The sequence below is a fragment of the Halomonas icarae genome (assembly GCF_009901955.1).
GTDB classification, from domain to species: Bacteria; Pseudomonadota; Gammaproteobacteria; order Pseudomonadales; family Halomonadaceae; genus Halomonas; species Halomonas icarae.
Map to the genome: position 1 here is coordinate 583,815 of NZ_WUTS01000001.1, position 14,403 is coordinate 598,217.

General features: G+C 63.9%; 11 protein-coding genes. 5 read left to right on the forward strand and 6 right to left on the reverse strand.

Going from position 1 to position 14,403, the window contains the following annotated elements:
• Positions 1 to 74: 74 nt before the first annotated feature.
• The 3 genes from GRB80_RS02710 to GRB80_RS02720 form a co-directional block, all read right to left on the reverse strand.
• Positions 75 to 524 carry an NUDIX domain-containing protein gene (locus GRB80_RS02710; protein WP_161422471.1) on the reverse strand — a complete coding sequence of 150 codons (450 nt, stop codon included), beginning with the start codon at positions 522 to 524 and terminating at the stop codon, positions 75 to 77.
• Positions 521 to 1,177: a pseudouridine synthase gene (locus GRB80_RS02715; RefSeq protein ID WP_161422472.1), complete on the reverse strand. Its 657-nt coding sequence runs from the start codon at positions 1,175 to 1,177 to the stop codon at positions 521 to 523. Before GRB80_RS02715 ends, GRB80_RS02710 begins: the two co-directional genes overlap by 4 nt.
• 181 nt (positions 1,178 to 1,358) lie before the next feature.
• Positions 1,359 to 3,596, reverse strand: a complete 2,238-nt coding sequence (locus tag GRB80_RS02720; protein ID WP_161422473.1) for an NADP-dependent isocitrate dehydrogenase — start codon at positions 3,594 to 3,596, stop codon at positions 1,359 to 1,361.
• Between the two features lie 237 nt (positions 3,597 to 3,833).
• Between GRB80_RS02720 and icd the strand changes: the two genes are divergently transcribed.
• The 3 genes from icd (at position 3,834) to clpA (ending at position 8,032) form a co-directional block, all read left to right on the forward strand.
• Positions 3,834 to 5,090: an NADP-dependent isocitrate dehydrogenase gene (icd, locus tag GRB80_RS02725; protein ID WP_161422474.1), complete on the forward strand. Its 1,257-nt coding sequence runs from the start codon at positions 3,834 to 3,836 to the stop codon at positions 5,088 to 5,090.
• 200 nt (positions 5,091 to 5,290) lie between these two features.
• A complete protein-coding gene (clpS, locus tag GRB80_RS02730) occupies positions 5,291 to 5,614 on the forward strand; it encodes an ATP-dependent Clp protease adapter ClpS (protein ID WP_132044937.1) in 324 nt (107 codons plus the stop codon).
• 144 nt (positions 5,615 to 5,758) lie between these two features.
• Entirely contained in the window at positions 5,759 to 8,032 is a 2,274-nt protein-coding gene (clpA, locus tag GRB80_RS02735; RefSeq protein WP_161422475.1) for an ATP-dependent Clp protease ATP-binding subunit ClpA, read from the forward strand.
• Positions 8,033 to 8,147: 115 nt separating this feature from the next.
• Here the strand turns inward: clpA and infA are convergent, their stop codons facing one another.
• From infA to aat, 3 genes are all read right to left on the reverse strand, one after another.
• On the reverse strand, positions 8,148 to 8,366 hold the full coding sequence (gene infA / locus GRB80_RS02740; protein WP_027961652.1) for a translation initiation factor IF-1: 219 nt from the start codon (positions 8,364 to 8,366) through the stop codon (positions 8,148 to 8,150).
• A gap of 121 nt (positions 8,367 to 8,487) precedes the next feature.
• Positions 8,488 to 9,225 (reverse strand): arginyltransferase, encoded by a 738-nt coding sequence (locus GRB80_RS02745; RefSeq protein ID WP_132044941.1) that lies wholly within the window; start codon positions 9,223 to 9,225, stop codon positions 8,488 to 8,490.
• A 25-nt stretch (positions 9,226 to 9,250) separates the two neighbouring features.
• On the reverse strand, positions 9,251 to 9,994 hold the full coding sequence (aat, locus tag GRB80_RS02750) for a leucyl/phenylalanyl-tRNA--protein transferase (protein WP_132044943.1): 744 nt from the start codon (positions 9,992 to 9,994) through the stop codon (positions 9,251 to 9,253).
• A 164-nt stretch (positions 9,995 to 10,158) separates the two neighbouring features.
• On the opposite strand from aat, the gene GRB80_RS02755 reads away from it, so the two are divergent.
• Together GRB80_RS02755 and lolA are read left to right on the forward strand one after the other, a co-directional pair.
• Entirely contained in the window at positions 10,159 to 13,572 is a 3,414-nt protein-coding gene (locus GRB80_RS02755; protein ID WP_161422476.1) for a DNA translocase FtsK, read from the forward strand.
• A gap of 132 nt (positions 13,573 to 13,704) precedes the next feature.
• Complete coding sequence (gene lolA, locus GRB80_RS02760; protein WP_161422477.1) at positions 13,705 to 14,334, forward strand: outer membrane lipoprotein periplasmic chaperone LolA; 630 nt, start codon at positions 13,705 to 13,707, stop codon at positions 14,332 to 14,334.
• The last annotated feature ends 69 nt before the right edge of the window (positions 14,335 to 14,403 follow it).

The following is a 14,403-nucleotide window of genomic DNA, read 5'->3' on the forward strand; positions in this document are numbered from 1 at the left end:
AGACATAAATGGGGCGAGATTATACCTGAATCGAGCGGGAAGCTCGAAGAGAGGCACTCCGCGCGTAGCGTGGGTCAGCGCTCGTGGATCACATCCATCGGGTAGAAACGTCCGGCCAGGGCGTCACGGATACGCCGCAGTACCAGGGGGCTTCTGAGGCGTCCCTCGCGCTCCAGCGCCTCGATCTGCTCCAGGGTCAGCCAGTGTACGGCGAGGATGGCGGGGTCGGGTTCATGTCCCATGTATGCCAGTGCCATGCCCAGGAAGGCATGGCTGTGAAAGGTTAGGCCATCCGGGGTCTCGAGGATATACATGCCCAGGTAGTCGCTGATGCCGACCCGCCAGGCGGTCTCTTCTTCCACCTCGCGCAGGGCGGCATCACGAATCCGTTCACCGTGTTCCAGGTGGCCGGCGGGCTGGTTGAACAGCGTCTGAGGCCCGCCGCGGTCTTCCTCCACCATCAGGAAGGCGCCGGCGCGTTCCACCACGCAGGCCACGGTCACATAGGGGTGCCAGCGGCTCATCGTCTGCCTCCTCGCTTGTGGCCGGGACGCCGCCCGGGAGGTCCACCACGTGGGTCGCGGGTTCGACCATGGCGGTGTCGTTTTGTCGTTGCGGCTGGGGCGTGCAGCGTCTCGCGGCGCCACTCTCCCGGCGCCAGGCCATCGAGTCGCCAGGGGCCGATGGCTACCCGCACCAGGCGCAGGGTCGGGTGGTCGACATGGGCCGTCATCCGGCGCACCTGCCGGTTGCGCCCCTCATGGATAGTCAGTTCCAGCCAGGTCGTGACGGGGTGGCGCCTGGGGTCCAGCGGTGGATCGCGTTCGGCGAGTCCGCTCTCTGCCAGGCGACGAACCTTGGCGGGCAGGGTCATGCCGTCGCCGAGCTCGACGCCCTGGCGTAGCGCCTGCAGGGCCTTGTCTCCGGGGTCACCCTCTACCTGCACGCGGTAGACCTTGGCTTGCTTGTGGCGTGGATGGCTGATGCGGTGGATTAGCTCCCCATCGTCGCTGAGCAGCAGCAATCCCTCTGAATCGTGGTCGAGACGGCCGGCGGGGTAGATTCCGGGCACGTTGATCACGTCGGCGAGGGTGGCGCGTCGCTCTCCCGATGGTGGAGCACGGTCGGTGAACTGGGAGAGCATGCGGTAGGGTTTATGGAGCAGGTACAAGTTCATGGCAGCCCCTCTGCTTTTAAGTGCCAAGTGCCGAGTGCCTGATGCCGGAAGTGGCCGGTGTCATAACGCGACGGCTCCCCTCCGCCGGAGGGCGGAAGGGAGCCGAAGCGTCATCCGCCCCATCCCTGTCGGTTCGTACCGATAGAAGGAGTAGGGCGGCGAGTCACCGTGTGACGGTAGCTCAGCCCTTGGCGACCATCGCCAGGGCCTCGTTCAGCGTCTTGCTGGGACGCATGACGGAGCGCGCCAGCTCGGCATCGGGATGATAGTAGCCCTTGATATCGACCGGCTGACCCTGCACGCCGTTGAGCTCCTCGAGGATGGTCTGCTCGTTGGCCTTGAGGGTCTCGGCCAGGCGCCCGAAGCGCTCCTTGAGGCCGGCGTCCTGGTCCTGGGCGGCCAGGGCCTCGGCCCAGTACAGCGCCAGGTAGAAGTGGCTGCCGCGGTTGTCCAGCTCGCCCACCTTGCGTGAAGGTGACTTGTTGCTCTCGAGGAACTCGCCGGTAGCCTTGTCCAGCGCATCGGCCAGCAGGGTCGCGCGCTCGTTGCCGAACTGCTTGGCGAGGTGCTCCAGGGAGGCACACAGGGCAAGGAACTCGCCGAGGCTGTCCCAGCGCAGGTGGTTCTCCTCGAGGAGCTGCTGCACATGCTTCGGTGCGGAGCCGCCGGCGCCGGTCTCGAACAGGCCGCCACCCTCCATCAGAGGAACGATGGAGAGCATCTTGGCACTGGTGCCGAGCTCGAGGATCGGGAACAGGTCGGTCAGGTAGTCACGCAGGATGTTGCCGGTCACCGAGATGGTGTCGAGGCCACGCACCACACGCTCCAGGGTGTAGCGCATGGCGCGGACCTGGGACATGATCTGGATGTCCAGGCCCTCGGTGTCGTGCTCCGCGAGGTAGGTCTTGACCTTCTTGATCAGCTCGTTCTCGTGGGGACGATAGGGGTCGAGCCAGAAGACCGCCGGCATGCCCGAGTCGCGGCAGCGGTTTACGGCGAGCTTGACCCAGTCGCGGATCGGCGCATCCTTGACCTGGCACATGCGCCAGATATCACCCTCCTCGACATTCTGGGAGAGCAGCACTTCACCGGTCTCCAGATCGGTGATGTTGGCGACACCCGCCGCCGGGACCTCGAAGGTCTTGTCGTGGGAGCCATACTCCTCCGCCTTCTGGGCCATCAGGCCGACGTTGGGCACGGTGCCCATGGTGGCCGGGTCAAAGGCGCCATGCCACTTGCAGAAGTTGATCATCTCCTGATAGATCCGGGCGAAGGTGGACTCCGGCATGACCGCCTTGACGTCCTTGAGGCGGCCGTCGGCGCCGTACATCTTGCCGCCGGCACGGATCATGGCGGGCATCGAGGCATCAACGATCACGTCACTGGGCGAGTGGAAGTTGGTGATGCCGCGTGCCGAGTCGACCATCGCAAGCTCGGGGCGCTCGTCGTGACAGGCGTGAAGGTCGCGGATGATTTCGTCGCGCTGGGCCTCGGGCAGGGTCTCGATCCTGTCGTAGAGGTTGGCCATGCCGTTGTTGACGTCGACGCCAAGCTCGTCAAACAGCTCGCCATGCTTCTCGAAGGCATCCTTGTAGAACATTCTCACGCAGTGGCCGAACACGATGGGGTGCGAGACCTTCATCATCGTCGCCTTGACGTGCAGCGAGAACATCACGCCGGTCTTGCGTGCGTCCTCGATCTCCCGCTCGTAGAACGCGAGCAGCGCCTTCTTGCTCATGAACATGCTGTCGATGACTTCACCCTCGAGCAGCGAGACGTGGGGCTTGAGCACGATGGTCTCGCCGCTCTCGGTGATCAGCTCCATCTTCACGTCACGCGCACGGTCCAGTGTCATCGACTTCTCGCCATCGTAGAAGTCGCCTCCATGCATGTGTGAGACGTGGCTGCGCGAGGCCTGGCTCCACTCACCCATATGATGGGGGTACTTGCGGGCATACTCCTTGACCGCCTTGGGAGCGCGACGGTCCGAGTTGCCCTCGCGCAGCACCGGGTTGACGGCACTGCCCATGACCCTGGCATAGCGCGCCTGGATCTCTTTCTCTTCTTCTGTGCTGGGCTCGTCCGGGTAGTCCGGGAGGGGGTAGCCCTGGCCCTGCAACTCCTTGATGGTGGCCCGAAGCTGCGGCATGGAAGCACTGATGTTGGGCAGCTTGATGATATTGGCTTCAGGGGTCTTGGCCAGGGCACCCAGTTCGGCCAGGTGATCCTCTACACGCTGCTCCTCCGCCAGATAGTCGGGGAACTGGGAGAGGACGCGGGCGGCCAGGGAGATGTCGCGGGTTTCCACTTCGATGCCGGCGGCGTCCGTGTAGGCGTCGATGATCGGCAGCAGCGAGTGGGTCGCCAGCGCAGGCGCCTCGTCGGTGAACGTGTAGATAATCTTGGGCGTTTGGGACATGGGCGTAGATCTCTCTGGTCACTGCGTTGGCGGGAAATGGGGGCATGCATTACAGGGCGCCCTCCAGTGAGGCCGGTACTCTATCATGATTGTCGACAAGTGTCCCGGCAGGCCTCCAGGCCTTGCTCGGTCAGGGGGCGGGAAGGGGCTGTGTTGACCGCACGGGTCCTGTACGCCACTCGGTAGGCTCGATGCTATACTTCGCTCTCCACTGAACCGACCAAGCGGGGAGTTCTCATGGAGTTTCAGAAGATTGTCACGCCTGACGGTGGCCAGAAGATCACCGCCAATGCCGACAACAGCCTGAATGTACCGAACGAGCCGATCATCCCGTTTATCGAGGGTGATGGCATCGGTGCCGACGTCACTCCGGCAATGATGATCGCCATCGATGCCGCCGTGCAGAAGGCCTACAACGGTGAGCGCAAGATTCACTGGATGGAGGTCTATGCCGGCGAGAAGGCCACCCGCGTCTATGATGCCGATACCTGGCTGCCGGAAGAGACGCTGGAAGCCGTCAAGGAGTATATCGTCTCCATCAAGGGGCCGCTGACGACTCCGGTGGGGGGCGGTATCCGTTCGTTGAACGTGGCACTGCGCCAGAAGCTCGACCTCTATGTCTGTCAGCGACCGGTTCGCTGGTTCGAAGGGGTGCCGAGCCCGGTGAAGCAGCCGGGCGATGTCGATATGGTCATCTTCCGCGAGAACTCCGAGGACATCTACGCCGGCATCGAGTGGAAGGCCGGGTCGCCCGAGGCCGACAAGGTGATCAGGTTCCTGCGTGAGGAGATGGGAGTCACCAATATCCGTTTCCCGGAGGAGTGCGGCATCGGGGTCAAGCCGGTCTCTGTCGAAGGCACCAAGCGTCTGGTGCGTCAGGCCCTGCAGTACACCATCGATAATGATCGCGAGTCGCTGACGCTGGTGCACAAGGGCAATATCATGAAGTTCACCGAGGGCTCCTTCAAGGACTGGGGGTATGAGCTGGCCAGGGAGGAGTTCGGTGCCGAGCTGCTCGACGGCGGCCCCTGGATGACCATGAAGAACCCCCAGACCGGCAGGGATATCGTCATCAAGGACGTGATCGCCGATGCCATGCTGCAGCAGATCCTGCTGCGCCCTGCCGAGTATGATGTGATTGCGACCCTTAACCTCAACGGTGATTACCTCTCCGACGCCCTGGCGGCGGAGGTGGGCGGTATCGGCATTGCGCCGGGCGCCAATCTCTCCGACACCACCGCCATGTTCGAGGCGACCCACGGCACCGCGCCGAAGTATGCCGGCCTGGACAAGGTCAACCCCGGATCGTTGATCCTCTCCGCGGAGATGATGCTGCGGCATATGGGCTGGGTCGAGGCCGCCGATCTGGTGCTCAAGGGTATGGAGAAGGCGATTGCCAAGGGGGAGGTGACCTATGACTTCCATCGCCTGATGGATGATGCCAAGCTTCTCAAGTGCTCCGAGTTCGGTCAGGCGGTCGCCGATAACATGTAAGGCGACCCTGCAAGGCAGGCCCCCGTCCGCCGCCTGGTGGACGGGGGCCTTGCGTTGTGCCTGACGGTTCGAGGAGGTCGATGAACCCCGCCGGCGCGGCGACGTCCAATCGTCAGGACGTTCTGTCAGGTCCGGCACAGTCGAGACGAATGATGCCCCCTATGTTTGTGCAGATGTTGGCAGTAGGAGTGCACGGCGGCATGACACGGCCCCCGGGTACCGACGAGGGTGGCGACCTGGCGGTGCAGACCGCCGATCCGCAACTGGCGACACCGCCGATGTACAAGGTGGTGTTGCACAACGATGACTTCACCCCCATGGAGTTCGTGGTGGAGGTACTGCAGTCGTTCTTCCATCTGGATAGTGAGACCGCAGTGCAGGTGATGCTGACGGTCCATACTCAGGGCAAGGCCACCTGTGGCATCTTTACACGCGATATTGCCGAAACCAAAAGTCATCAAGTCAATCAATATGCTAGAGAGTGTCAGCATCCGCTGCTGTCGGATATAGAAGCGGCGGACTGACCACCCCGGACATGGTTGCGACGGGTGTGATATCGCCTGCCGTTGGTGAGCAAGCTTGCAACGGTGGCGATTGTGCCCGATGTTGATGATGCCGGACCGACAAAGATCCGACGCAATGCCCTGGGCGGCAAGAAGGGGACTGCCATGCTGAGCAAAGAACTTGAACTGACCCTGAACACGGCCTTCACCGTGGCACGCTCGAAGCGCCACGAGTTCATGACCGTGGAGCACCTGCTGCTGGCGCTGCTCGACAACGCCTCGGCGGCTGATGTGCTGCGCGCCTGCGGGGCCAATCTCGACAAGCTGCGGTCCGACCTGCAGGACTTTATCAACTCCACGACGCCACTGATTCCCGAGGATCATGCCGATCGTGAGACCCAGCCGACGCTGGGCTTCCAGCGTGTGCTGCAGCGGGCAGTATTCCACGTGCAATCCTCCGGCAAGAGTGAGGTGACCGGCGCCAACGTGCTGGTGGCGATCTTCTCCGAGCAGGAGAGCCAGGCGGTCTATTTCCTCAAGCAGCAGAATGTGGCGCGCGTCGATGCCGTCAACTATATCGCTCACGGCATCTCGAAGGTGTCCGGCCATGACCAGGCACCGTCATCTCCCTCGTCGGAGTCGGAGGAGGCCGAGGAGGGCGGCGAGGCCGCTTCCAATCCATTGACCGGCTATGCCACCAACCTCAATGAGCAGGCTCGGATGGGCAAGATCGATCCGCTGATCGGTCGCGAGCACGAGCTGGAGAGGGTGGTCCAGATCCTTGCCCGGCGCCGCAAGAACAACCCGCTGCTGGTGGGGGAGGCGGGGGTGGGCAAGACCGCCATCGCCGAGGGATTGGCAAAGCGAATCGTCGAGGAGGACGTACCCGAGGTGATTGGTGACGCCGTGGTCTACTCCCTGGACATGGGAGCGCTTCTGGCCGGCACCAAGTATCGTGGCGATTTCGAGAAGCGCCTCAAGGCGCTGCTCGCCGAACTGCGCAAGCAGCCCAACGCCGTCCTTTTCATCGACGAGATTCATACCGTGATCGGTGCCGGGGCCGCCTCGGGCGGGGTGATGGATGCCTCCAACCTGCTCAAGCCGATGCTCTCCTCAGGTGAGCTGCGCTGCATCGGATCCACCACCTTCCAGGAGTATCGCGGCATCTTCGAGAAGGATCGAGCACTGGCCCGCCGTTTCCAGAAGGTGGATGTGCCGGCGCCGTCGGTGGAGGACACCATCCGTATCCTCAAGGGGCTGCGCTCGCGCTTCGAGGAGCATCACCAGCTCAAGTATACCGATGGTGCCCTGGAGAGTGCCGCGCGGCTGGCGGATCGTTATATCAATGACCGCCACCTGCCCGACAAGGCCATCGACGTGATCGACGAGGCGGGGGCGCATCAGCGCCTACTGCCGCCGGAGGTGAGTGTCGACTGCATCGATACCGATCAGATCGAGGCGGTGGTGGCCTCCATCGCGCGGATTCCGCCGAAGAGTGTCTCCAGCTCCGACCGCAAGCTGCTGGCGAACATCGATCGCGACCTGAAGATGCTGGTATTCGGCCAGGATGAGGCGATCGACAGTCTCGCCGCGGCGATCAAGCTGTCGCGGGCGGGTCTCAAGTCGCCCGACAAGCCGGTGGGCAGCTTCCTGTTCGCCGGACCCACCGGTGTGGGCAAGACCGAGGTCGCTCGCCAGCTCTCGCATATCATGGGGATCGAGTTGGTGCGCTTCGACATGTCGGAGTATATGGAGCGCCACACCGTGTCACGGCTGATCGGTGCTCCGCCAGGATATGTCGGCTATGACCAGGGGGGCTTGCTGACCGAGGCGATCACCAAGCAGCCGCACTGTGTGCTGCTGCTCGATGAGATCGAGAAGGCGCATCCCGAGGTCTTCAACCTTCTGCTTCAGGTGATGGACCATGGTCGACTCACCGATAACAACGGCCGCGAGGCGGATTTCCGCCATGTGATCCTGATCATGACCTCCAACGCCGGAGTCGAGCAGGCCACCCGGCGGTCCATCGGCTTCCAGACCCAGGATCACTCGACTGACGCCATGGAGGTGATCCGCAAGACCTTCTCGCCGGAGTTCCGCAACCGCCTGGATGGCATCATCCAATTCCACGCACTGCCCCCCGCGGTGGTGCGCAGTGTGGTCGACAAGTTCCTGGTGGAGCTGCAGGCCCAGCTGGACGAGAAGCGTGTTCAGCTCGATGTGGACGAGGAGGCTCGAGTGTGGCTGGCGGAGCGGGGATACGACCCGGACATGGGGGCTCGTCCCATGGCGCGCCTGATCCAGGAGAGGCTCAAGAAGCCACTGGCGGAGATGATCCTGTTCGGCGAGCTATCCGAGCACGGTGGGCTGGTCCACGTCAGCGTGGAACAGGGGGAGTTGCACCTCGATACCGAGTCGGAGATGGCCGACGCCCCATAGGCAGGAAAGACAGGCGGGCACTAGCCCGCCGTTCATCCACAACGCAGCGCCCTGTCGAGAGACGGGGCGTTGTCATGCAGGCGGCAGGGGAGGCCGAGTCGCTCGACCGCCGGTATCAGCGGGAGCGGTAGACGATGCGGCCCTTGGTCAGGTCGTAGGGAGTCAGCTCGACCTTGACCTTGTCGCCGGTGAGGATGCGGATGTAGTTCTTGCGCATCTTGCCGGAGATATGAGCGGTTACCACATGCCCGTTCTCGAGTTCGACGCGGAAGGTGGTGTTGGGAAGGGTATCGACGATCACGCCTTCCATCTCGATATGGTCTTCACGTGCCATATAGGCGATTCCTCGCTGTTGGTGGATCATGTCCTATGGCCCAAAGGGGGCATGGGAAAAGAATAGCGCGATATTGTGCCGCATGCCGGCCGGCAAGGCAAAGAATGGGTGGTTGACAACCTCAGCTGGGGATCAGCCGCTGCCAGCGGCGCCCCTCCAGACGCTCCAGCGGCTGGAAGGCCTGCTTGTAGGCCATCTTGCGGCACTCGCGGATCCAGTAACCCAGATAGAGGTGAGGGAGTTCACGCCGTCGGGACAGCTCGACAAGGCACAGGACCGCATAGGTCCCCAGGGAGCGACGCTCCAGGTCGGGGGCGGGGTCGAAGAAGGTATAGATTGCCGAGAGGCCATGCTCGAGCTGATCGAAGGCCGCTACCGCTATCAGCCGTCCCGCCAGGCGGAATTCCAGTAGTCTGGCATAGGGCTGGTCGAGCGTCAGGAAGGTGCGATACTGCTCGTGGCTTGGCGGAAACATGTCGCCATCGGCATGACGCGTACGGATATAGTCGGCATAGAGGGCATAGTGCTCGGGATCGTAGATGGCCGGTCGCAGGTGGAGACTCAGGTCATCATTGCGCCGCATCAGCCGCCGCTGGGTTCGGTTGGGCGAGAATTCCTCCACCGGAATGCGTACCGAAATACAGGCGCTGCAGCCCTCGCAATGTGGGCGATAGAGGTGGCGCCCGCTGCGCCGGAAGCCTAGCAGTGCCAGTGCGTCGTATACGCCCTGGCCCGGGGACTCCTGTGGGTCCAGGAACAGAGTGGTTGCCTCGCGCCCCTCCAGATAGCTGCAGGCGTGGGGCACGGTCAGGAAGAAACGCAGGTCCCGGGTCGGTTGTTGAGGGGTGTTGCTGCTCACGGCGGCTCTCCCTGGCGCTGGGCGGTCAGTCGGAATCGCTGGCAGGCCCGGCGAATGGGGCGAAGGACCAGCAGGCGGGCACCCAGTGATCGGGCGAGGTAACATCGCTGCCGGGGCTGCCCAGCCACTCTTCAAGATAGCCGATGAATGTTGCCCGAGCGATCTCACGGGCACCCAGTCTGGCCAGGTGGGGGGTGTGCATCTGGCAGTCGATGAGTCGGCCGCCGCCCGCGGACATCGCGTCGGCCAGCTTCACCAGGGCGACCTTGGAGGCATCGGCCGTTCGCGAGAACATCGACTCGCCGAAGAAAACCGGCCCCAGAGCGACACCATAGAGCCCGCCGACCAGGCTGCCATCGCGCCACACCTCCACCGAATGAGCCGCGCCGATGACGTGCAGGCGGGCATAGGCGGCACGCATCTCTTCGTCGATCCAGGTGCCAGGCAGCCCATCTCGAGGGGCGGCACAGGCCTCGATCACGGCGTCGAAGGCGCGGTTGGCGGTCACCGTGAAGCCGGCATTGCGTACCCGCTTGGCCAGGCTGCGAGATACCCGGATCTCGTCCGGAAACAGCACCATGCGCGGGTCCGGGCTCCACCAGAGGATAGGCTGATCGTCGCTATACCAGGGGAAGATGCCGTGTCGATAGGCGCACAGCAGCCACTCGGGAGTGAGGCTACCCCCGGCTGCCAGCAGGCCGTCGGGATCGTTCAGTGCCTCGCTCAAAGGAGGAAAGTGGACGGGCGAGGGGGGCAACCAGGGCAGCATGGGGTCGGCATCCTTGTGATCGAGATGGCAGTGTGCCGCTCACGCCGGCACCGCTCAAGCCGGGACCTCTCGAGTTCAGCCCACTGTGATGCGGCGCCTTCGCTCGGTATGATTGGTGCCACGCATTCGCACGGCGCCAGGCGTGGCGCAAGGGGGATGATTCGTTGAGTGTCGAGAAGCAGACCGCGTCGCGGGTAGACCGCGCGACCAATGCCAGAGAATCGGCGAAGCGCTTCGGGGTAAAGCTGCAAGGAGTGGCGCGTGAGGGCGTGGTGATCGTGTTGCTGGCGGTCTGCGTGTTCCTGCTGCTGGCCCTGTTCAGCTATGAGGGAAGTGATCCCGGCTGGTCACGCAGCGGGCCCGAGGAAGGCGTCGTGAACTGGATGGGACCGGTGGGTGCCTGGTTATCCGACGTGCTCTACTCCCTGTTCGGCGTCAGCGCCCTGTGGTGGCCCGGTATGCTCGGTCTCGCCGCCTGGCGCCTGTTGCGCTCCCGGCAGGCACGACTCGTCTGGGATGCCACCGCGCTGGCAGTTCGTGGTGGTGGGTTGATCCTGCTGCTGCTGGGAACGACCACTCTGGGCGCCCTGCATTTCTATCGCCCGGAGGGTCCCTTGCCCTACTCCACGGGGGGGATCCTCGGCGAAGGGCTGGTGGGAGCGTTGCTGCCCATGGTGGGTGTTGGGGGCAGCGGTCTGATGGCTCTGGTGGCGCTGCTCTGCGGCTTTCCACTGTTCACTGGGCTCTCCTGGTTCAGCGTGATGGATGAGCTGGGGCGTGGGGCCCTGCGCCTGTGGGCCTGGCTGGCAGAGCGGTTTGCCTTTACCCGCCGGGGCTCCACTTCGCCAGGCAAGCCCGAGAAGGAGGTCGCGGCGAAAGAGGAGGTCGAGGCGAGGGAAACAGCCGCTCCGGCATCCGATGCCAGTCCCGAGATGACGGATGGCAACGGCGGGCGAACGCGCTGGTGGCGCCGCTTGCTGCCGCTGTCGCGTGGTGGTCGAGTCGGCCCGACAGTCGCTACCACCTCGCGTCGTGAGCCCGGTTTGGGCGATGATGGCAGCACCGACATTCCCTGGGAGGTGCCCGAGCGTACACCATCGGCCAAGCAGCCCGGCGCCGCCTATACGTCACAGATCGCCACTCCCACGAGGTCTCGCGCACCCGTGGCCTCTGTATCCGAGGCATCTTCGCCCGAGATTTCTTCAACTGAGCCCTCTTCATCTGAACCCCAGAAATCCCGGCTCTCTTCTCCTGATCCCCATTCGTTCACCGCCCCCGAGGCGACGAGTGTGGCGAGAAGTGTGCCGAAAACAGAAGCCTGCCGTGAGCCGAAAGGCGTGCCGGAGAGTGTTCCCGAGCCCATGTTGCCCGAGGACGGGGAGCCGGCAAGGGCCTGGCAGGGACCGGCCCTGAGAGCCAGTCGCACCGATGACACGATGCCTGGCGAGTCAGCCCCGGCACCGGAAAGGTCGGCAAGAAAAGATTCGGAAAGGCATGATCCGAAAGGCCATGGTCGGGACGCCGATGGCACAGACAACAGTCGACCGGCGGGTACGGCGAGTGATAGAGCGGTGTTTGACGGCTCGACGAGTCATAGTCCGGCAAACACTAGCCCGGCGAACACTAGCCCGACAAACGAGACAGCGACGGCCGGTGGAGGCACGCCACATCGGCCCGCGCCGAAAACCCGCCAGCGGCACGAGCCGGTGCTGAGCGGTGGTCATTTCGATGGTGACGGCACGGACGATGATGAGCCGAGGCTGACCTGGGACGAGCCGGCGGTAGCCGAGGAGTCCGGGGAGTGCGCAGGCGTTGTGACCCCAGTGGCGAGTGAGGGTGCCGCTGTCTCGCAGATGGTTGAGGCCTCGGCGATGCCCCGGGATGCTGCGGCCCCACACCAGGTAGCACAGCCACCCGAGCCAGAGCCGGCGAGCGGCGATGATGAGTCGGAAGCGCCACGGGTAGCCACCGCGGAGCAGGCCAGGGACGCCGCCGAGGAGGAGGGCATGCGGCTATGGACCGTGGAGCACCTGCAGAGCCAGCGCCCAACACTGGATGATTTGCCCGAGCCCGATGGTGATCTGCCCAGCCTGCGCCTGCTGACTCCCCCGGAGCCACAGAAGCAGAACTATACCGGCGAGCAGCTGGCGGAAATGGCTGAGCTACTCGAAGTAAGGCTGCGCGAGTACGGGGTCAAGGCCGAGGTGGTGGAAACCTGGCCGGGGCCGGTAATCACACGCTTCGAGATCAAGCCGGCTGCCGGGGTAAAGGTTTCCAAGATCAGCAATCTGGCCAAGGACCTGGCACGTTCGTTGATGGTCAAGAGTGTGCGTGTGGTGGAGGTGATCCCCGGGCGGCCTACCGTCGGCATCGAGATCCCCAATCCCAACCGAGCGATGATTCGCCTGCGCGAGGTGATCGACTCAGATCGTTACCAGCAGGCCGACTCGGCGTTGACCCTGGCCCTGGGGCAGGATATTGGCGGCGGCCCTGTGGTGGCCAACCTGGGCAAGATGCCCCACCTGCTGGTGGCCGGTACCACCGGTTCGGGCAAGTCGGTAGGCGTCAACGCGATGTTGATCTCCATGCTGCTCAAGGCGACACCCGAGGAGCTGCGCCTGATCATGGTCGACCCCAAGATGCTCGAGCTCTCGGTCTATGATGGCATTCCCCATCTGCTCGCCCCGGTGGTCACCGACATGAAGGAGGCCGCCAACGCCCTGCGCTGGTGCGTGGCCGAGATGGAGCGACGCTACAAGCTGATGGCCTCCATGGGGGTGCGCAATATCGCCGGTTTCAATGCCAAGCTCGACGAGGCGGAGCGTGCCGGTGCCCAGGTGGCGGATCCCCTGTGGGAGCCGCAGCCCTGGGAGATGCATGAGAGTCCACCGGTACTCGAGAAACTGCCCTATATCGTGGTGGTGATCGACGAGTTTGCCGACATGTTCATGATTGTCGGCAAGAAGGTCGAGGAGCTGATCGCACGGCTGGCTCAGAAGGCGCGAGCCGCCGGCATTCACCTGATTCTCGCCACCCAGCGCCCCTCGGTGGATGTGGTCACCGGCCTGATCAAGGCCAACGTACCGACGCGCATGGCCTTCCAGGTCTCCTCACGGGTCGATTCGCGTACCATCCTCGACCAGGGCGGCGCCGAGAACCTGCTGGGCCATGGCGATATGCTCTATTTGCCGGCAGGCTCGGGCATGCCGTCCCGTGTCCACGGCGCCTTTGTCGATGACGATGAGGTCCATCGGGTGGTGGAGGACTGGAAGCGTCGCGGTGAGCCCGTGTATATCGAAGAGATCCTCTCCGGTGGCGTCTCCGCCGACGCCCTGGCCGGACTGGAGTCCGAAGGTGGCGACGGTGACGACGCCGAGCAGGATGCGCTCTACGATGAGGCGGTGGCCTTCGTCACCGATTCACGACGCGCCTCCATCTCGGCGGTGCAGCGTCGCTTCAAGATCGGCTATAACCGTGCCGCTCGACTGGTGGAGGCGATGGAGATGGCAGGTGTGGTCTCCACCATGGGGACCAATGGTGCCCGAGAGGTGCTGGCGCCGCCGCCGGCGGGTGACTAATCAGTGTCTGCATACGGCGACGCTGGTGTGACACCATGCAGCTATCGTGAAGGCACCGCCGGGGAGGCAACCCGGCGGCATGCCAGCGGTCTCAATGACAGGAATTCACCGGCACCGTTCAGGGAGATGCCCATGACCGTCAAGAAGAGCCTCGCCACCCTCGTCGTTGGTCTCGCCATGCCGCTATCGGCGCTGGCCAGCGAAGGCGCTGAGCGGCTCAGTCGTATACTGGAGCCGATGCAGACCTATGCGGCCACCTTCGAGCAGCAGATACTCGACGCCGGTGGTGAGCGGCTCCAGGAGGCGCGCGGAAGCATGTGGCTGTCGCGACCCGGCAGGTTCCGTTGGGAGGTAGACGCCCCTTACCAGCAGCTGGTGGTCTCTGATGGGGACGACGTGGTGCTCTATGACCCCGACCTGGAGCAGGCCACCGTGCAGGCACTCGACCAGCGTGTGACCCATACCCCGGCGCTGCTGCTCTCCGGTAGTGCCGATGAGCTGGTCGAGAGCTTCAACGTCACGCGTAGCCAACAGGGCAGCGCCGAGCGTTTTACCCTAATGCCCAGGGATCCCGATACCCTGTTCGAGGAGCTGGAGATGACCTTCCGCGGGGAGCGACTTGTAGGGCTGGAGATGACTGACAGCACGGGGCAGCGCACCGCCATTGTCTTCCGTGATGTGCGCATGAACCAGAGCATCGATGATGGCCGCTTCGCCTTCGATATCCCTGACGGGACCGATGTGATTCGCGATACCCACTAACCCGACTTCGCCAGGCCAGGAGCTGTAAGCTGGAAGAGCGTCGCTTCGCTCCTGGAAGCTTGTAGAAAG

Coding starts and splice junctions, on each gene's coding strand:
- clpA (WP_161422475.1), top strand. CDS start 5,759: ATGCTGAGCAAAGAACTTGAACTGACCCTGAACACGGCCTTCACCGTG.
- aat (WP_132044943.1), bottom strand. CDS start 9,994: ATGCTGCCCTGGTTGCCCCCCTCGCCCGTCCACTTTCCTCCTTTGAGC.
- icd (WP_161422474.1), top strand. CDS start 3,834: ATGGAGTTTCAGAAGATTGTCACGCCTGACGGTGGCCAGAAGATCACC.
- GRB80_RS02715 (WP_161422472.1), bottom strand. CDS start 1,177: ATGAACTTGTACCTGCTCCATAAACCCTACCGCATGCTCTCCCAGTTC.
- clpS (WP_132044937.1), top strand. CDS start 5,291: ATGACACGGCCCCCGGGTACCGACGAGGGTGGCGACCTGGCGGTGCAG.
- lolA (WP_161422477.1), top strand. CDS start 13,705: ATGACCGTCAAGAAGAGCCTCGCCACCCTCGTCGTTGGTCTCGCCATG.
- GRB80_RS02720 (WP_161422473.1), bottom strand. CDS start 3,596: ATGTCCCAAACGCCCAAGATTATCTACACGTTCACCGACGAGGCGCCT.
- infA (WP_027961652.1), bottom strand. CDS start 8,366: ATGGCACGTGAAGACCATATCGAGATGGAAGGCGTGATCGTCGATACC.
- GRB80_RS02710 (WP_161422471.1), bottom strand. CDS start 524: ATGAGCCGCTGGCACCCCTATGTGACCGTGGCCTGCGTGGTGGAACGC.